Source organism: Bryocella elongata, assembly GCF_900108185.1.
In the GTDB taxonomy this organism is placed as follows: domain Bacteria; phylum Acidobacteriota; class Terriglobia; order Terriglobales; family Acidobacteriaceae; genus Granulicella; species Granulicella elongata.
The window spans coordinates 256,804-275,557 of sequence record NZ_FNVA01000001.1 but is presented as its reverse complement, the minus strand read 5'-3'; the positions used below and the strand labels follow the sequence as shown (position 1 = coordinate 275,557).

General features: G+C 63.4%; 18 protein-coding genes. 7 read left to right on the top strand and 11 right to left on the bottom strand.

Going from position 1 to position 18,754, the window contains the following annotated elements; genetic code table 11:
• Positions 1–109: 109 nt before the first annotated feature.
• From C4S68_RS01125 to C4S68_RS01090, 8 genes are all read right to left on the bottom strand, one after another.
• Positions 110–1,477: a M20/M25/M40 family metallo-hydrolase gene (locus C4S68_RS01125; RefSeq protein WP_235011269.1), complete on the bottom strand. Its 1,368-nt coding sequence runs from the start codon at positions 1,475–1,477 to the stop codon at positions 110–112.
• Between the two features lie 85 nt (positions 1,478–1,562).
• Entirely contained in the window at positions 1,563–2,024 is a 462-nt protein-coding gene (locus tag C4S68_RS01120) for a hypothetical protein (RefSeq protein WP_103931196.1), read from the bottom strand.
• Between the two features lie 9 nt (positions 2,025–2,033).
• The gene (locus C4S68_RS01115) at positions 2,034–2,549 is read right to left on the bottom strand and encodes a hypothetical protein (RefSeq protein ID WP_103931195.1); all 516 of its coding nucleotides are present in this window, start codon (positions 2,547–2,549) and stop codon (positions 2,034–2,036) included.
• On the bottom strand, positions 2,550–2,969 hold the full coding sequence (queF, locus tag C4S68_RS01110; protein ID WP_103931194.1) for a preQ(1) synthase: 420 nt from the start codon (positions 2,967–2,969) through the stop codon (positions 2,550–2,552).
• A gap of 237 nt (positions 2,970–3,206) precedes the next feature.
• A complete protein-coding gene (locus C4S68_RS01105) occupies positions 3,207–4,517 on the bottom strand; it encodes a M48 family metallopeptidase (protein WP_103931193.1) in 1,311 nt (436 codons plus the stop codon).
• A gap of 196 nt (positions 4,518–4,713) precedes the next feature.
• Positions 4,714–5,130, bottom strand: a complete 417-nt coding sequence (locus C4S68_RS01100; RefSeq protein ID WP_103931192.1) for a type II secretion system protein — start codon at positions 5,128–5,130, stop codon at positions 4,714–4,716.
• Between the two features lie 66 nt (positions 5,131–5,196).
• The gene (locus C4S68_RS01095) at positions 5,197–5,667 is read right to left on the bottom strand and encodes a type II secretion system protein (protein WP_103931191.1); all 471 of its coding nucleotides are present in this window, start codon (positions 5,665–5,667) and stop codon (positions 5,197–5,199) included.
• Positions 5,668–5,699: 32 nt separating this feature from the next.
• Entirely contained in the window at positions 5,700–8,216 is a 2,517-nt protein-coding gene (locus C4S68_RS01090) for a cohesin domain-containing protein (RefSeq protein WP_235011268.1), read from the bottom strand.
• Between the two features lie 314 nt (positions 8,217–8,530).
• Here C4S68_RS01090 and smpB point away from each other — a divergent pair, with 314 nt between their 5' ends.
• The 6 genes from smpB (at position 8,531) to C4S68_RS01060 (ending at position 14,599) form a co-directional block, all read left to right on the top strand.
• Positions 8,531–9,073: an SsrA-binding protein SmpB gene (smpB, locus tag C4S68_RS01085; RefSeq protein WP_103931189.1), complete on the top strand. Its 543-nt coding sequence runs from the start codon at positions 8,531–8,533 to the stop codon at positions 9,071–9,073.
• Positions 9,074–9,304: 231 nt separating this feature from the next.
• Positions 9,305–9,889, top strand: coding sequence for a hypothetical protein (locus tag C4S68_RS01080; protein ID WP_103931188.1), 585 nt, complete (start codon positions 9,305–9,307; stop codon positions 9,887–9,889).
• Between the two features lie 17 nt (positions 9,890–9,906).
• Positions 9,907–11,295 (top strand): methyl-accepting chemotaxis protein, encoded by a 1,389-nt coding sequence (locus C4S68_RS01075; RefSeq protein WP_103931187.1) that lies wholly within the window; start codon positions 9,907–9,909, stop codon positions 11,293–11,295.
• Between the two features lie 203 nt (positions 11,296–11,498).
• Positions 11,499–13,040: a leucyl aminopeptidase gene (locus C4S68_RS01070; RefSeq protein WP_103931186.1), complete on the top strand. Its 1,542-nt coding sequence runs from the start codon at positions 11,499–11,501 to the stop codon at positions 13,038–13,040.
• Between the two features lie 314 nt (positions 13,041–13,354).
• Positions 13,355–13,705: a DUF3592 domain-containing protein gene (locus C4S68_RS01065; protein WP_103931185.1), complete on the top strand. Its 351-nt coding sequence runs from the start codon at positions 13,355–13,357 to the stop codon at positions 13,703–13,705.
• Between the two features lie 198 nt (positions 13,706–13,903).
• Entirely contained in the window at positions 13,904–14,599 is a 696-nt protein-coding gene (locus C4S68_RS01060; protein ID WP_103931184.1) for an SIR2 family NAD-dependent protein deacylase, read from the top strand.
• Here the strand turns inward: C4S68_RS01060 and C4S68_RS01055 are convergent.
• The gene (locus C4S68_RS01055) at positions 14,591–15,694 is read right to left on the bottom strand and encodes a ComEC/Rec2 family competence protein (protein WP_235011267.1); all 1,104 of its coding nucleotides are present in this window, start codon (positions 15,692–15,694) and stop codon (positions 14,591–14,593) included. The genes C4S68_RS01060 and C4S68_RS01055 overlap by 9 nt on opposite strands.
• Positions 15,695–15,872: 178 nt before the next feature.
• Here C4S68_RS01055 and C4S68_RS01050 point away from each other — a divergent pair, with 178 nt between their 5' ends.
• Positions 15,873–16,793, top strand: a complete 921-nt coding sequence (locus C4S68_RS01050) for a diacylglycerol/lipid kinase family protein (protein ID WP_160114943.1) — start codon at positions 15,873–15,875, stop codon at positions 16,791–16,793.
• 15 nt (positions 16,794–16,808) lie between these two features.
• On the opposite strand, the gene C4S68_RS01045 is transcribed toward C4S68_RS01050, so the two are convergent.
• Together C4S68_RS01045 and C4S68_RS01040 are read right to left on the bottom strand one after the other, a co-directional pair.
• A complete protein-coding gene (locus tag C4S68_RS01045; RefSeq protein ID WP_103931183.1) occupies positions 16,809–17,357 on the bottom strand; it encodes a hypothetical protein in 549 nt (182 codons plus the stop codon).
• 114 nt (positions 17,358–17,471) lie between these two features.
• Entirely contained in the window at positions 17,472–18,737 is a 1,266-nt protein-coding gene (locus C4S68_RS01040; RefSeq protein WP_103931182.1) for a hypothetical protein, read from the bottom strand.
• Between the last annotated feature and the right edge of the window lie 17 nt (positions 18,738–18,754).

Sequence of the window (18,754 nt, the reverse complement as noted above, 5' to 3'; positions counted from 1 at the left end):
CGATCTTGGGTGCCCCGGGTCCCTCGCACTTGGGGACCCGGGCTCATTCAGAAGCCCCGGCACCGGTCGGAGCACCCACGCTCCCGCTCCCGCTATTCGCTTCGATCCCCTACTTCCCCTGCCCGCTCAGCCGATACATCAGCAACGCCATGCGCTTGGCCTGCTTCGCCAGCGAGTCCAGGTACACCGTCTCGCCCTCCGCATGCGCTCCTGCGCCCATCGACCCCGTGCCCACCAGCCCCGGAACATAAGGCGCCACAAATGCAATATCGCCCGCGCCGCCTTCCTTCGGATCGACCACCGCGCTCGGCCCAAAACCCAGCGTTGCATTCACCTCCTGCAGCTTCGCCAACAGCGCCTGCGAGCCCTCCGTGACGCCCATCGCCGGGTAGGTATCGAAGAACTCGATCGTCGCTCCCGTGCGCGGAAGATGGTCGCGCACGATCGCCTCCATCTTCTTCTTCACCCGCGTATTCTGCTCTTCGTCCAGCGTCCGCAGATCGCCGCGCGCAATCGCTGCCGGCGGAATCACATTCGTCTTCCCTGTCGCTGTCCCGCCGGTCTTCTCCGCATTCTCCGCCGCGCTCGTTCCGCCCAGGATCACGCCCACGTTGTACGTCAGCCCCGGCTCCGGAAGCTCCTTGCGAAACTCGTCCAGGATGCGCGTCAGCTCATAGATCGCCCCATAGCCCATCGCATCGCCAAAGATCCCCGACGAGTGCCCCGTCCGCCCCGTCGTCTCAATCACCCACGTGCCCGAGCTCCGCCGCCCCAGCCGAACCGCATCCTGCCCGTCCACGCCGCCCAGCCGCGACGCGTTCTCAAACTCCAGCGCGAGGTCGCTCCGCTTGCCTGCATCGATCAGATCTTTGCGCGCCACACTGATCGGTGACCCCGGCTTCTCTTCATCGCCATCCAGCACCACCGTGATCTCGGTCGCATCCAGCGCGCCCGCGGCCTTCATCGCCCGCAGCGCACTCAGCAGGATCACCAGCCCGCCCTTCATATCCGCCACGCCCGGCCCGGTCGCTATGCGCCCATTCGTTCCTGGTACCACCGAGTACCGCTGGAACGGCGATGCCAGCTCGAACACCGTATCCATGTGCCCAATCAGCAGCAGGTGCTTCCCACACTTACCCTTGCCCGCAGGACAGGGATGCTCCGCCACCAGGTCGCCCGCACGGTTCGACAGCTGATCCATCGGATGAAACACCGTCTTGAAACCCAGCGCCTGCAGCTGCGGCTCAATCGTGTCCTTCACCCGCACCACGCCCGCAAAGTTCATCGTCCCGCTGTTGATATCGACGATCTGCTCCAGCATGGCGATATCGCTCGCCGCCGAAGCATCCACCGCCTTCACCATCGCCGACTCAGCCGCATCAGGAGGAACAGCAGCGGCCGAAGTCTGCGCACACGCAGAGACAGAAAACAAAGCCGCAGCCGCAGCAACGCACGCTCGAACAGGAAAAGTAGTCACGATGCGGTGAGAATACCATCCGCGATCACCCGATGCATCGGCCCCATGATCCTCTGCACTCCAGCCGGAGGAAGCCACTCCCAATTCAAGCCACACCAGAGTCAAGCCAACGAACCGATCGGATAACAATCCTGACCGTTGTGCCATCCGGTATCTGCTGAATCTGGCGATGAAAGTCGCCCATAAAGCTCACACGCTCCATCGAATCCACCCCGTAGACATTGAACGGCTCATACGAACCCTCTCGCGAGATCACCGGCGTCGTGAACGCATAACACTGCCCTTCCCGCAACTCGATGCCTGCATCCCGATACCGGCTCGCGAGTCTTCCATCGAAGTTGTCGGGGAACATCTCCGCAGCCGCACCTCCGCTGACCTCGGGTCCCATCAGCTTCCCGAAGTTCACATCCAGCAGCCAGTACATCCCCGCCGCATCGCGTGACAGCAGATCCCCAAACGGAGAAATCTCGAGAAGCTCAAACGACGAAGGCTCAAACAGCCACCGCCAACTCCGGGTCAGCGATTCGAGCCTCTCCTGCCGATTCATCTCCACCTTCTAATTTGCGGCATCATCCAGCCACTTCGGCCTTTCCGATGCGAGTAACACCTCGAGCCCCCCAACGAGCCGCCTGTCCTTAGAAGGGCTAAAAATCGGCCCCAGGAATATGCCGACTGCAACGACGAAGAGGAGACATGGGGCGGCCAACGCCCAAACCCGAGAGCCGCCGGAATCTCTCTCCAGTGCCTCGAACAGCTGATTCATCAACATTCCCGAAACAATCAGGAACATGATCAGCTGGGCGATGGCGTTTCCCCAGCGCAGCCGGAACTGTCCTTCTAACCGCGTTCCACCGCCATCCGGGATCATCCGGGCTCTGAGCACGCGAGCGGTCTGCGCGCCTCTTCCCCGCGGAGTCACGTAGATCGCGACACCCTCGCGACTCACCTTGCCCGAAAGAGCCTTCACCTGGAACATCTGCGACGGTGGCCCTATCGCCTCTTCCAACCGCTGCTGCACCAACTCCACGCGCAATGGCGACCACATCGCGAACGGCGTGGAGAACGGAAACACCTACCGCATCTCCTCAGTCCGCGGATACCGCGCCGTCACGATCGTCGAGATCCCGCCTCGCGGCCGAAAATCTCCCACAATCTCCGCCCACACCGGCTCCGTAGCCTTCACCACATCGTCCAGCACCTGGTTCACGATGTTCTCCTGGAAGATCCCCAGGTTCCGGTACGTAAACAGGTACTCCTTCAGGCTCTTCAGCTCGAGACACTTCTCGCGCGGCATGTAGCGGATCTTCAGCACGCCAAAGTCAGGCAGACCCGTCTTCGGGCACACGCTCGTAAACTCCGGGTCGTCGATCAGAATCTCGTACTTCTGAAACTGGTTCCGCCAGGTCTCGATGGCAGGAAAGTTGGTCTCCAGACCAGCCTTCGCGTGGTCGTCAGTGTAGCCGGTCGTATGCTTCTGGTCCGTGTTGCTCATACCCATATTGTCTCAAATCATCCGATTCGGACGTCACCCGGCCCCGGCGCTGCTCCTCATCGCTCACAGCTCAACCCCTCATCGCTGTTCAGAGACCTCGCTCCTCGCCTCTCCTGCACACCTCGCACCTCTACAGCTCAAATTCCAGTCAAGCCCAAAGCAGAAGGCGTGAGCCAAAGCCCACGCCCCACTTCACAGCTCAACCCAATCTACTGTCTACGCTCTACTCACTGCACATCAGTTCCTGCGGCCCAGCGTAGGCGGCCCGTCGTTCGAGTTCGAGTTCGTAGAGTTGGGATCGTTGTTCGAGGTTCCCGTGCGCCGCAGCGTGGGCTTATTACCGTTCTTCTTGTCGTTCACGCCTCGCTTGTTCTGGATGCGTGCCAGCCGCGCCTTCACCTGGTCAAACTCGCTCGTCGTTACCAGGTACTCAGGCCGCGCCGGAAGAATCGTCGCAATCTCATCCTCAACATTCGCAATGCGGTCCGGCGTCGCAGGATGATCGCTGAACGCCTTCGACAGCGCTCCGGGCTTGTGCTTCTCCAGCGCCGAAAGCTTCTCGAAGATCGTCACCATGCCCTGCGGATCGTAACCCGCCTTGTACATCCACTGCACGCCCAGGAAGTCCGCTTCCGCTTCGAATTGCCGCGAGAACGACAGGAACGCCATCGGCACCGCCAGCTGCGTCGCCTCGTAGATCCCGTAGCCCGTCCACGTGCCCTGCGTAAAGATCATCAGTGGAATCGAACCGATCTGCATGTAGTTCAGCCGAGTCATCTCGCGCGCCGCATGGTGCGCCACCACGTGCGAGATCTCGTGCGCCATCACGCCGGCAAGCTCATCTTCCGAGTCGCACGCCAGGATCAGCCCCGAGTTCACGTAGAAGTAGCCGCCCGGCAACGCCATCGCGTTGATCTCGTCCGTGTCCAGCACCTTGATCGTGAACGGCACCTTCGCGTCCGAATTCTTCACCAGGTTCTGGCCCACGCGGTTCACGTACTCCACCACAACCGGATCCGTGACCAGGTGCGAGCTCTTCTCGACTTCCATCGAGTACTGCTTGCCCGTTCCAATCTCCCAGTTCGTCGAGTACCAGTTGCCCATGCCGCGGCCACCGATATTCCTCGTCCCGATCGCGTTCACATCGTCCTCGCTGCCCTTCTTGATGTGCGGGTCAAGATGGTCGCCAGGATTCGGAATGTCGTCGTCCTTCTTCGAGTCGGCCGTGTCGGTCTTCCCGTCCTTGGACTTCTTCGCATTCTTGTCGTCCGTCTTGGACGCATCACCCTTCGGCTCGATGATCTTGTCCGCGTCGGCATTCGCCGAGTGCTCCGCCGCAATCGTCGCATCGTCCGACGAAGACTTCGCCGCAGGCTTGGCAGGATCCTGAGCCGCAGTCCCGCTCGACGTCGAAGCGCCAGAAGGAGCCGAGGCCGCCGGGGTTGCTGTGGTGGTGGTCGATGGCGTCGAAGAAGGCGAAGTCGTCTGAGCCAGCGCAACAGCGCCGGCCGAAAGACTCATCAGAGTAGCGAGGGTGAGGAGACGCATGAGGGGGTACCCCGAAGAGACAACGCCCCTGAGCAAATCGACAGGCCGAGGCGCAACTCTGGATACCATCTTAGACGCATCCGCGAGAAGTTTGGGTGACACACCCGGGCGATTCGGCGCCCTGGCCACACCGGCCCCTCACCGCGAAGCGGCGCAGGCGAAGCGCTACCGGCGAAGCCGCTGACGCGCAGCGCTCCTACCAGGTGTTATAGCTCGTCCCGTCGATCGCCACACCCTGTGCGCCCGAATGAACATCGTCGATTCCGCCCTCCGTCTCGTTGATGTCCATCATCGAGTCGGACTGCGCTGTAATCCACGTATCGCTATGACCGGTCATGGGATCGATCGGCATGGACTTCAGGTATCCCGCCTGCACCAGCTCATCCAGCGACTGCGGAGCCTTCTCCTTGTCGACCGTATACGCGTCGATGGCCGCCCGCATCACGTGCAGATCCTCCTGCAGCGTCGCTTCCTTGGCCTTCTTCACAATCTGGATGTAGCGCGGGATCGCAATCGCCGACAACGTCGCGATGATGGCCATGACGATGATCAGCTCGATGAGCGTAAAGCCCCGAGCTCTGCGCCCTTTCCGTGTTGTGATCGTCTTTCCCATGGAGTCGTCCGTCGCCCGGATCCGCCTTTGTCTACGCTCTAATCACTACTGTCTACTGTCTTGCTTTCACCAGGTGCTGTACTTCGTCCCATCAAGCGCCGTTCCGCTGCTCTTCGTGAAGACATCAAACACGTTCTGCCCGCCCCAGGAGTCCGAATCCGGCTCGTCCTGGTTGGACCGCATCCCCCACTCCGTCGTGCCCGTCATCGGATCAATCGGAATCTTGCGCAGGAACCGCAGGTGCTTGGTCTGTACATCGACTCCGTCCACCAGCGTCTGCAAGTCCGGAGGATAGTTCATCGAGTCGGCCTTGGTCTGGAACGCTCCCTTGTCCGCCGCGTCCTTGTACGCATCGATCGCCCGCCGCATCTCCTGCAGATCGCGGCGCAACGCCACCTCTTTCGCGCGCTTGATCTGCAGCTTCACCACCGGAACTGCGGCGACCGCCAGGATCGACAGGACCGTCACCACGATGATCAGTTCGACCAGCGTGAGCCCCGCTTCACCCCTCCGCGCGTTCTGCGCTCCTGCCACCATACGGTCTACTATCTGCCCTCTACTGTCTGCAGCTACTTGACGTGCACCACACCCTGCGAACCGACCGTGGGCAGGTTGTTCTGCTTGGAGTCCCGCGCGCCGATCCGCACCAGGGCCAGCGGCGAATCACCCGCACCAATGGCCTTGAACGTCAGCGTGCACAGCGAACCTTCGCCATTCACTCCCGGAGCCTGCGGCGGCCGTGTGCTCGTGATCGTCACCGAGCCGTCGTCGCCATCGCGATGGACCAGCGCTGCCGGCTGGCCGTCGCGGCTCATCAGCGTACCGTCCTCGACTCCAACCAGCTGCAGAACCTTCGGGTTGAACTGCATCTGCAGCGGTATGGTCGAAAGATCCCGGGCGTTGGTCACCTTCAGCACCACCTGGAAGGTAGACCCCACAGTCTGCACCGTCGACGGCGGAATCACCTGTAGCGAGACCGGGGTCGTCGATCCGCCCGCATTCGCCGCAGGCGGCGTGGGCGGAGGAACAGTCCCGGCTCCTGCGGGAATCGGACTTCCGTCGCGTGCGATCGCTCCCACCATCGCCGAAGCCGCACGCGCAGCGGACGTCTCCTGCGTCGAAGTCGAGGGTGCGGCCAGATCCATCCGCTCCGCCCGGGCCGCGGCAATCTTCGCCGGATCCTTACGCATCAGCTCAATCGACTGGCTCGTGCCCGTGTACACCGCTTCGGTGTTCTCGTCCGTCAGCACCTGCTCGCGAACGATGTGCGGAATCACCAGGAACACAATCTCATCCTGTTGCGTCGTCTTGTCCTGGCTCGAGAAGAAGTACTTGAAGAACGGGAGCGAAGCCAGCCCCGGCGTTCCATTCACAGAGGTCGAGTCCTGCTTCTGCAGCAATCCGGCCAGAATCGAAGGCTCGCCGTCCTTGAGCTGGATCACCTGCTCCGACACACGTTGCGAGATGATCGGCTCCGTCACGCTCGAAATCGTAACGCTGCCGTTCTGCGCCGAGACCTCGATCTTCAACTTCAGCGAGATCTCGCGGTCGTAGTGCACCGTCGGCGTGATGTCGATGTTCACACCCACGTCAAGGTAGGTGAACTGCGTCTGCACGCCATAGCTGCTCGCTGCGCTCAGCGTCGAGCTGTACGATCCCGTAGCCACTGGAATCTTCGAACCGATCTTCAGCGTCGAGTGCTGGCCGTCCGTCGCGCGGATGCGCGGGTTCTGAAGGATGCGCGTGTCCGCATCCGTCAGCAGCGCATTCACCGTACCGCCCGAAAGCGTCACGGCAAAGTTTGTCGCGTTCAGGTTCGCCAGCGTATTCAGCGTCAGTCCGCTGGTCGTCGAGGTCGACGTCGTGCTCGTGGACGTTGTGCTCGTACTGCTGGACGAACTCTGGTTGTAGTTGCTCTCCTGCGGCGTCAGTCCAATGCTCGTAGGCAGCGTAATGCCGAGGTCGCGCTCCTTGTTGCGGCTCACCTCGAGCACGGCGACGTCGATCACCACCTCAGCCCGCGTGCGGTCCAGATCGTTGATCAGCTTCTCCGCAAGGATCAGCTCGTCCGGCGTCGCGCGCAGAATGATCGCATTCTGGCTCGCCACGAGGTAGATCTTCACGCTCGGATCCAGCAGGTTGCGCAGCGCCACCAGGATCTCGTTCGAGTCGTTCTGCTGCGAGACGTTCGTCAGGTAAAACGTCTGCACCGCCATGTCATCCAGGTCGGTGCGTTTCGCGCGATTGTTCTGCGCGACAAAGATCGTGTTGGGCGTTACCGGCTTCCAGAAGGTCCCGCTCAGCATGCCCACAATACGAAGCGCGTCGTACAGGCTCACGCTCGTCAGGTCCACCGGAACCCGCTTCGAGCTGTAGTCCGGATCGAAGATCACGTTCAGGCCGGCAGCCTTGCCGATCGCCTGGTAAACCACCTTGGTGTCTTCCACCATGTGCAGCGTAATCGGGTCTTCGGAGACGGGCCGAAGACTCACCGGCGTGGCCAGCGTCAGAATGTCGCGCTGCACCTGCTTCTGGTACGGTGTCTGCTCGCCCAGCATCGGCGTAATCGGTGCGGCCCCGCCATTGTCTCCGGAAGCCAGCGCTGCCTGCGCGGCGGCGGGTGCGCTTGACCCGGCGTTCGGCGATGCCTTCTGCGTCTGCTGCAGCTCCTGAGCCGCCGCCTGGTTCCCCGGATCGATCTGCAGCGCGCGCGTAAACTCGTTGATCGCCCCGGCAGCGTCGCCTGACTGCCGCATGACCCGGCCCCGGTCAACATGCTGGTTCGCCGCCTCAAACCTTAGGCGCTCGTACCGCTCGCGATAGCGAAGATCTGTGGGCTTCTTCAGGTGCGCCTGGCGAAACGCCTCGAACGCCGTGTCGAAGTCGTCCCGCGCCTCCGCAACCTCGCCACGCTTGTTCCACGTGGACGCCGACTGCGCTTGCGCGGTCTTTTCACCTGCCGTCCACAAGGCGCCCAGCGCGAGCGCCATCACGGCGGCCGTTGTCAGTCTTGCGGCCCAGCTGCGGCGTGGCCGGGAAATTCCCTTGCGCCCCCCGACGGGCTCTCCCATCCTGCGTCCCTGCATGCTCGCGTCCTGCTCCAGAATGCCTCGTTTACGCGGCTTCAGAAGTTGCTGGTGGCCGGAGCCTGGGGCCGCTGCAAGGCGTGTCCCAACAGCATGTTTCGCGCTCCTGAGCGGTCGGTCGGGCTCGCTCCATACTACCATTCGCATCTCCCGCCTCATCCGCTGCAGAACCTGCCTCCCTTGCCTTGTAGAACCACTCCGACACCCTTCGACGGCCACCGCCGCCCGCCAGGCTACATCCGCCCTGAACCGTCTGCGGCTCTGCTAGCATCAAGAATCCGGAGGACTGCTGTTCTCCTCCTTTGGACGTACCAATGCCCCGTTCGCTATCCAACCCGACCACACCTTCCCACGCGAAGAATCCTGCCCCCAGGCAGAAGGACCGCGATCCCGTCGCCGCGGGCAACCGTGACGCTTCGTTCAACCGCGCCGCCAGTCACAATTACTTCCTCACCGACCGCTTCGAGTGCGGCGTCGCCCTCCGCGGCACCGAGGTCAAGTCCATCCGCGAAGGCAACGCCAACCTCAAGGACGCCTACGGCCTCCTCAAAGACGGCGAAGCCTTCCTGCTGAACGCCCACATCGGCCCCTTCTCCCACGGCAATGCCATGAATCACGAGAGCCTCCGCACCCGGAAGCTCCTGCTGCACAAGCGAGAGATCGAGAAGCTCAAGGGCCTCACCAACCAGAAGGGCTACACCCTCATCCCCACCCGGCTCTACTTCCGCCACGGACTCGTCAAGTGCGAGCTCGCCCTGGCCAAAGGCAAGCAGGACTGGGACAAGCGCGCCACCGAGCGCAACCGCGAAGCCGACAAGGAAGCCCGCGCCGCCATCGCCCGCTCCCAGCGTTCCTGATCACGCAGCGCTCCCGGTCATTCAGGACTCGCACCTCGCAGCCCGGAACTCGCGACCCATCCCTTTCTGCGATACACCCAGCTCCCGGCTGCTCGCGAAACGACATGAATAGCGCCCCTAACTGTCCGATACGCGGACAGTTAGCATCCGCCGCCTCAATTTCGCTCACAATCCTGCCGATATCGCAGAAGACCTCACGTTCCGGCCCGCCTGGAACCAGTCTTCTGCCTCATGCCGCCACTCCTGCCATCCCGGGCGCTCTACATCTGCTGGACCGCCCTCGTCATGCTCGGCGGCGGCATCCTGATGAGCTACCACGTTCCCTTCCAGGCCCCAGGAGACGAGATTCTCACCCTCGCGCCAGCGGTCGCCCCCGGCCATTGGCGCGAGGTTCACTTCCTCTCGCCCAGCTGCGCCTGCTCGCAGCGCGTTCTTCAGCACCTCGCAACCCGTGGCCCGCAGCCCGGTGTCGAAGAGCAGGTCGTCATGGTCGAAGGCCCCGAGCCACCTGACCCCGACGGCCCACGAAACCTCCAGCGCGTCCAGGATCGCGGCTTCTCCGTGATCCACATCAACTCCGAGACCATACCCGCCAAAATCGGCCTCGTCGGAGTTCCCCTGCTCGTCGTCGTCACGCCCGAAAGCAAGATCCTCTACCGTGGCGGCTACGGCGCCCTCGGCGATCAGGACACGAACATCCTCACGTCCCTGCGCTCCGGGGAAGAGCCTCACCCTTTGCCGCTAATGGGTTGCGCCATCAGCCAGCGACTTCGCGCACGCGTTGACCCATTCCGCATGAAATATCGACTTCCCTGACTGGATGCCTGACCAACATGACCTCCCTCTCCCAAAATCCTCTGCATCAGGACACCACCAACTACGAGAAGGCATACATCCGTAAGGTCAGCACGCTGGGCTTCTACTTCATGGCAGCCCATCTGCCCATCCTGCTGATTGTCGCCAGCATCATGCATTCCAGCATGACGGTCGTACTCGGCGTCATGATCGTGCTGCTCCTCGGCCCCGGCCTCGCCGTCTTCACCAACAACACCTGGGAGTTCGGCCCCGTCTCGCTCGCTGTCTGCTCCATGGGCGTCTGCGCCCTCGCCATCCACGTAGCCGGCGGCATGATCGAAGCCCACTTCGAGATCTTCGCCCTGCTGGCCCTGTTGGTCGCCTTTGGTCGCATCAAGCCCGTGCTCGTCGCCGCTGGCATCATCGCCGTGCACCACGTCACCTTCTGGCTGTGGCTGCCGGATAGCGTCTTCAACTACAAGGCTGGCTTCAGCGTCGTCCTCCTCCACGCCTTCTACGTCGTCATGGAGACGATCCCCACCGTCTGGCTCGCCATGCAGTTCGGACGTTCGCTCCGAGCCCAGGGCATCGTCCTCGAGTACCTCGACACCACCGCCACCGAGGTCGAAAACGCCACCGCGCAGGTCGAAGCCTCCTCGCACGCCCTCGCCAGCTCGGCCCAGAGCGAAGCCGCCTCCATCAGCGAGATCTCCTCCTCGGCCCAGATCATCAGCACCGTCTCCGCCCGCAACGCTGAGAGCTGCAACCTCGCCGGCTCCATCGCTTCTGAAAACGAACAACGCTTCGACGACGCCAACCGCCTCCTCGACGAGATGGTCAGCGCCATGGACACCATCAACGCCTCCAGCAAACAGATCTCCGGCATCGTCAAGACCACCGAGCAGATCGCCTTCCAGACCAATATCCTCGCCCTGAACGCCGCCGTCGAAGCCGCCCGCGCCGGTGAAACCGGTCTCGGCTTCGCCGTCGTCGCCGAAGAGGTCCGCAACCTCGCGCAGCGCTCCAGCGAGGCCGCCAAGCAGACCGCAGAGCTCATCGGCGTCTCCATCCTCAACGCCACCGCAGGCCTCGCCAAGGTCACCCACGTCACCACGGCCGTTCGCGGAATCACCGAGCAGTCCACCCGGCTCAACTCCATCATCGCCGACATCCAGACGGCCAGCCGCGAACAGGTCGAAGGCATCCGGCGAGTCAGCTCCGCGGTCGTGAACATCGAATCCATCGCGCAAACCACAGCCAGCACCGCCGAAGAGAACTCCGCCGCCGCCGCCCAGCTCAAGGCCCAGGCCCAGAGCCTCCACCACGTCGTCAACCAGCTCACGGAACTCGGCGGCGGAGACTCCGCGATGTCCGAAAGCGCTTCGAGCTCCAAGAGCTACGGCTATCAGCCGCACTACAGCCGCTGAAATCCAGGAACTCCCGGCAATCTGGCATCTGGCCATCAGACATTCCTGGCCGTCACCCCGGCCACGCCCCGAAACTGAGGGCAAACGGTCCGCCCCGTCTCCAAACTCCTAACTCAGACCTCCAAACTGGATCGCCCTGTTCCTGGAATCAACCTCCTGCCACCACCTTCACCCCATCAAACCGCCGGCGTTACCATGAAGAGGTGAACGCCAGCCTCCGCTTCCAAAGCCCCGTCGACTTCGCCTCCCCGCTCCTCGCAGTCTTTGCCGTCGACACGGCCAATGGCTCCACCGGCAGCGATCCTGCGCCTGCTCTGTTGACCACCTCGCAGCCGCTCCTCGCCGCTGCGGCCCCTTGGCTCCAGGGTGCGCATAAGGAGTTCAAGGCCACCCTTGGCGAAACGCTGCTGCTCCACAGGCCTTCCGGCATCGCCGCCGAGCGCCTCCTCGTCATCGGCCTCGGCAAGGCCTCCGCCCTCACTGCGGATTCCATCCGCAAGGGCGCTGGCGTCGCCATCCGCTTCGCCAAGCCTCGCTCCATCCGCGACGTCGCCATCGCCGCACCAGAATTCATCGCTCCCTCGGCGACCGTCCCCGGCGGCCTCGCCACCCGCGCCCTCGCCGAAGGCGCCCTCCTCGCCGACTTCGAGATCGACTTCTACCGCTCCGACCGCAAGGACCTCGGCGTCGACCTCGTCACGATCCTCTCCACCGAAGCGGACCAGGACGCGCGTCAATGGGCCCAAGTCGGTCTGAAGCAGGGCATCACCTACGGCGAGAGCCAGAACTTCGCCCGCGTCCTCGTCAACGAGCCCGGCAACATCCTCACACCCACCGAGCTAGGCCGTCGCGCCAAATCCATGTGCGCCGAGGTCGGCCTCTCCTGCGAGGTCTTCGGCATCGACAAGATCCTCGAGCTCAGGATGGGGGCCTTCGCCGCCGTCACCCAGGGTTCGTCCGAGCCGCCCTCCCTCATCGTCATGAAGTATGAGCCTCCCACCGAGCCGGCGGAAGGCACGCCCGTCTTCGGCCTCGTCGGCAAGGGCATCACCTTCGACACCGGCGGCATCTCCATCAAGCCCGCCGACAACATGGACAAGATGAAGTACGACATGGGGGGAGCCGCGGCGATGCTCGGAGCCATGCGGGCCATCGCCCTGCTCAAGCCCTCCGTCCGCGTCATCTCCGTCATCTGCTCCGCCGAAAACATGCCCGACGGCCGCGCCTACAAGCCCGGCGACGTCGTCACCGCCATGTCTGGCAAGACCATCGAGATCATGAACACCGACGCCGAAGGGCGCCTCGTCCTCGCCGACGGCCTGCACTACGCCCAGCAGCTCGGAGCCACCACGCTGGTCAACGCCGCCACCCTCACCGGGGCCATCGGCGTCGCGCTCGGCCTCATCAACGCCGGCCTGTTCTCCAATGACGACGTCACCGCCCAGCGCTTCCTCGACGCCACCCCAGCCACCGGCGAAAAGTATTGGCGCATGCCCTGCACCGACGACTACCGCGACCAGATCAAGAGCCAGATAGCCGACATCATGAACACCGGCGGCAGCCGCTACGGCGGAGCCACCACCGCCGCCATGTTCCTCAAGGAGTTCGTCGGCGAAACTCCCTGGATCCACCTCGATATCGCCGGCACCGCCTGGATGGACGAACAGAAACCCTGGCAGTCCAAAGGCCCCACCGGCGTAGCCGTCCGCACCATCGCCGAATGGGTCCGCAGCTACGCAAAGTAGCGGACCAGCTCCTCTCCGCTCCCTGCAGCGTCATCCTGAGCGAAGTTTGACGCGCCCCTTTGCGTCGAACGCAGTCAAAGGACCCCGACGAAACTTATTCCACCTCAACCGTCCGGCGCTTTCCTCCTCGAAAATTCCGAAGGGAATTCAGATAGACCACAAATCCGGGTGACCCGGGCCTTCGCAGCCGCACGGAAGCCGGGTGCCCCATATCTCGAAGAGATGTGGGTCCGACGCCCCGACATCGCTCGCGTACACTCGCCACAGCTCCATCCCCCTGGAAACGCCGCCGCGGTCATCCTCCGAAGCCAGCTATGCCCGAACTCAGCAACCCCGACTGGCCCGAAGCCATCGCCACCGTCACCTCCTGCCGCTACGACGCCGGCGTCGGCCGAGCCATGGCCTTCGGTCTGCCCACCTCCCGCCACTTCCGGATCACCTATAACTACTGGGCCGCTGGAGAACTTCACACCGCCGAGTTCTCCTCCGACAAAGCCGTCCCGCAAAACACCCTCTTTCCCATCCGCTATAACCCCGAAGCGCCGCACCTGAACACCCACGCGGCCTCTGCCACATCGCCGCGAAGCGCCATCCTCGTCATAGGAATCATCGGTTCAGTCCTCCTTTCCCTCGCGTGGTTCCTGCTCCTTCGCGGATGTCACTGATCCCGCTCTTGACACTCCCGATACAATCAAGTCAGAGCAAACGACCACCGCCCGGCCCAGCCGGGCGTTCGCATTTCCCGGACAACGGAGAACGGACCACGGAGAACCTCTCTACCGAGGTCCACCCCTAAAGTCTCTCCTTTGAATACTTTGACCAGATAGGGGGGGGGGGGGGGGGGGGGGGGGGGGGGTACCACCATGCGCTTCAACGAAACCGACCGCCTCTTCGTCCTCACCGGCGCAGGTATCTCCGCCGAATCCGGCCTCGCCACCTTCCGGGCATCCGACGGGCTCTGGATGAACCACCGCGTGGAAGACGTGGCCACCCCCGAGGCCTGGCACCGCGACCCAGCCCTCGTCTGGCGCTTCTACTCCCAGCGCCGCCGGGACGCCGCAGCCGCCCAGCCCAACGCCGCCCACCTTGCGCTCGCCGAACTTGAAAAGCAGATGCCCAACCGCTTCTACCTCTGCACCCAGAACGTCGACGACCTCCACGAACGCGCCGGCTCGCAGCACCTGCACCACATGCACGGCCAGCTCTTCGAGTCCCGCTGCGTCCGCTGTGATGCGCCCTTCGCCGACACCAGCCTCTACGAAGACGCGAGCGCTCTACCCACCTGCAAGCACTGCGGCGCAGCGATCCGCCCGCACATCGTCTGGTTCGGTGAGATCCCTCTCGACATGGACGCCATCTACGCTGAACTCGACGCCGCGACGCACCTCGTCGTCATCGGAACCTCCGGCAACGTCTACCCCGCCGCCGGCTTCGTCTCCATCGCCCGCCGCGCCGGGATCCGCACCATCTACATCGGCCCCGAACCACCCTCCAACGCCGCCAGCTTCGACGAGATCCTGCTAGGCACCGCCACCGCAGTCGTCCCGACGCTACTCTGACACGCTGTTGAACGGCCCGAAGCGCGCCTTCACGCGGTCGCTTTCATCCGCCGAGTCCAGCACGACCACCCAGAAGCGCTCGCCGCCAGGCTCGATCCGCAGCACCACGTGCCCCTGCTGGCTCAGCATCCGGTCCGAGAGCCGCGACTCCACAATCTCCGCCGCCTCCACCAGATCGGTGGCCAACACATCATGCTTGCCCGGCTCCAGCACAGGGCTGTAGATGCGGTCCAGCACATCGAACGCAGGGTGCGAAGCATGCCACGACTGCAGCACATAGATCCTCGCCTGCATCGCGCGCACAAAGCTCTCGCCCGTCGAATCGTAGTAGCCGTGGTGATTCAGCGAAGCCGCGCTCACCGGCCCCGCAACCTTCGCCACCGGGCTCTCGGCATCCATCCACGGCTGCGAACCAAACCGTGTATCCCACGTCAGGTCCCCGCCGATGTAGTACCGAAACCCGCCATACTCGATGCGCAACGCGTTGGAGCAAGGATTCTCCAGCGGCCACTGCGCACGAGGCAAAGTTTCCAACGGAGGAAACAGCGACCTCGTCTTCTCGCCCTCGCCCGTCCACACCTCACCATTGCTCGCAAGGTTGCGCACGCGAAACGCTGCATGCTTCGCGGCTTCATACATAAGCGAAATCTGCCCCGAAGCTCCGGCGCGGAACCGCTCCACCTTCATCCCGCGCGCCTGCTGTGCCTTGAGGAAGCTGCGATAGTTCAGCGTCGAGGGATCGCTGATCGGCCCCGGATACGAGTAATCCGGAAATCCCCGATCCAGCACCCGCCGAATCGGCAGCGTCTCCGCTACATCACTCACGCCGGTGAGCTTGTAGTTGCCGAGCTTCGACTGCGGAGACCGCGCCGTGAGCTGCCCCATGTGGTCGCCATGAAAGTGCGACAGCACGAACGTATCGATCTGCTTCGCCGGCGTCGCGGCCAGATGCCGCGCAGCATAGCGCGCAATCCACTCGCCCGGACGCCGCGAAGCATCCGGCCGAGCAGGAGCCAACGCACGCGCATCGCTCGTCTCATCCACCGCACCCGCATCGACCATCAGCGACGTGCCATCAGGTAGAATCGCCAGCATCGAATTCCCGCGCCCGGTCGAGATGTGATGTAAGTCCAGCCATCCCGCCCGCCACGGCTCGAAGCGAGACGGCTCCACCGCACCAACGCGTTCGGTCAACGCCAACAGGCTAAATAGCCCTGTGCTGAGAAATTGCCTCCGGTTCCAATGCCACATCGCCTCACCATACACTGGCTGCGTGTCTCGCATCGTCCTGCTATACAACCCAGCTGCCGCCGGAGGTCGCGACCAGTCCCGCACGCTCTCCGCAGTCGCCGAAGCACTTCGCTCCCACGGCCATCTCGTCGAAGCCATCGCCACACAAGGTCGAGGTACCGCAGGCATGCAGGTCGCTTCGCTACGCGCAGACATCCTCTTCGCCTGTGGCGGCGATGGAACCATCCATGACGCAGCGCAAGGCCTCGCCTTCCGCACCGACATCGCGCTCGGCGTGCTGCCCATGGGCAGCGCCAACGCCCTTGCACGGCACCTCAGGTTGCCTCGCGATCCCGTCAAGGCCGCGCTGCAGCAACTGGACCTCACACCCCGCATCATTCCCATGGGGCACGTGAGCTTCACCACGAGCGAAGGCGAAGGCGAGCGATTCTTCCTCGTTACCGCAGGAGCTGGCGCGGATGGGATGCTGGTCTACAAGCTTGCAGCCACCAGCAAGCGAAGGCTGGGTCGCCTCGCCTACTACCTCACCGCCGCGCACCTTGCGCTGACGGCGCACCTTTCGGAGTTCGCTCTGCACTGCGAGAGACCCAGCGAGCCCGCGCCGGATCTCGCCGTCACCGCAATGGCCGCTCGTGTGGGCGACCTCGGTGGGGCCTTCAGCCCGATGATGCGAGGCACGCGGCTCGGCGACAAACACCTGCGGCTCGCCGCGGCCCACCGTCCCGCCTGGCTATCGTTACCGATGTGGTTTGTCCTGAGCTGGCTGCGCCTGCATGCCTTCAACCGCTTCGCGTTTCACGGTGATGTCGAGAGCTTTACCTGCGGGGTAGGCCTCACCGGCCATGTACCCGTACAGGCCGACGGTGACTGGCTCGGCTACACGCCGATGACAATCTCTATCGTGCCCAATGCGCTCCGCATCCTCGCCCCGCCCGAGGTGTAGCAACTTCGTGGCCTGCTACTTCTTGTCGATCGGCCCACCCTTGAAGTCCGTCACCAGCGGGAAAAGGTCGCCACTCCCCTTGCCATAGACAGCAAGACAGAAGCGATGCACCCGCTCGCGTGCCTTCTTGTCCAGCGCAGCATCCAGAGGGCTCGCCCCCGAAGCATCGCGTACCGTCACCATCACACCCTGTGCGTGGTATACGCCCGAGTCCACGCCCGACGGCACAGTGAACGCAAAGTGATACACCTTGCCCCACTGCGAATCACGCGTTCCCGCACCACCGCCGCCAATCGCGCCCGAACCCGGCAAAGGAAGATCGCTCTCCTTCATCCCGCCGCGTGAGCGAAGCTGCAGATCGGCGTAGACCGACTGCGCCTCGTCGGCGCCGTCGAGAGTCAGCGTGTAGTGCACGACATCGCCGGCCTTGACCACAGGACAATGCCCGTCGCCCCGCACTTCGACACCGCTGGGCGCCATCGCCGGACCTGCATCCGGAGTCTGCGCCATGCTGCCAAGCCCAATCACCAACGCCACACCCACCGTCAGTACTGCTCTTCGCATGCGCGAGCCTCCACGTAACAGGCAACAGACTATCTCAGGCCCCTGGAGGCCATGTGGAAACCTTGGTACCTATTCTGCCGGGCACAGAGGTCGGTAACGGCCGGCCTTGTTCGTCTAGGCAAGTCCGCTGGCCAGCAGCTTGCCCTTCTGAAACAACGTTGCATTCACCGACCGCCGCGCCGGCACATTCGTCAGTTTGAACGGCGAGCTCTGAATCACGCTCGCGGCCGAGTCCATCAGCGGCTTGAAGTCCTTGAGGATGAGCGTCACATCGTCCATCCACCCCGCCTGCCCGAACTCATCCCACAGCATGGCGATCAGCTCCGAGTCTGAAGCTCCAATGAGCATGTAGCAGCCCAGCAGAGGAGCCTTGTTCAGCGTCTCGAGTCCGATGGAAGCCGGGTCCTTCAGCGCACGGTGCATGATCACCGCCTCCCGCACCTGCATGGCGAACAGCGTAATCGCGCGAATCGCCTGTGCCGTCGCCTCTGCCGCCCCCACAACGGGAGACAGGATCGCGCCTGCCCCTTTGGCCGCATGCAGGCCAACGTTGGCGCCAAAGGCAGCCGTACTGATCGTGGCCTTCGCCGCGGCGAAGTTCGTCTGCCGGCTCAACAGGTCGCGCAAACCCTGCAGGGCCGCGGTCGGAACTCCCGGCGCCACCGCGTTGCGATGCGAGTAGACGTTGATCTCTTTGTAGAGGTTGTAGACGACAGTTCCCCAGTGCGCGAGCACCTTCGCTCCACCTGCGATCAGTGAGATGACCGGGATCATGCTGGCCACGTGCTCGGCAACGGACTGCAGTGCCTGCGCTCCCGTCTCCTGCAGCACCCAGTTGGCCAGCGAGGTGACATCCTGAATCTCGGAGCCGAAGAGCTCGTTGACGGCGCTCATCACCTCGCCTTGCGCCGCGGCTTTCACGATGGACGAGCCTGCACTCTTCACGGCACTCGCCGCGCTCTTCATCGTATGCTCGGTGCTCTTCAACGTCATCAGCGCGTTGAAGCCCGGCAGCTCGAGCTTGGCATTCTGAAAGTTCCGATAGAGCAGCGTCTTTTGCTGCTCCACCATGAAGCGCAACGCCGCCTGCTCGTCCGGGGGCAGCTTGGCCTTCATCGCCGTCACGGTATCGTAGAGCTTGGAGATAGGGCGCTTCGGCGGCTTATTGCGATCGCTGTTCTCCCACGCAAGGCCCTTCGTCGCGATCCACCGGCTCAGCGCGATGCGGATCTTGCCGATGTTTTCCGGAGTGCGATTGAGGTTGTAATTCTCAATCGCCTTGTCGATGGCCTTCATCTCCGAACTTCGCATCGTGCGAAGTTCGGTATCAGCCTTCCATTGAGCAAGCGTAGGAATTCCGAGAGCACCACCAGGAAACATTGTGTTGACTCCTGTGA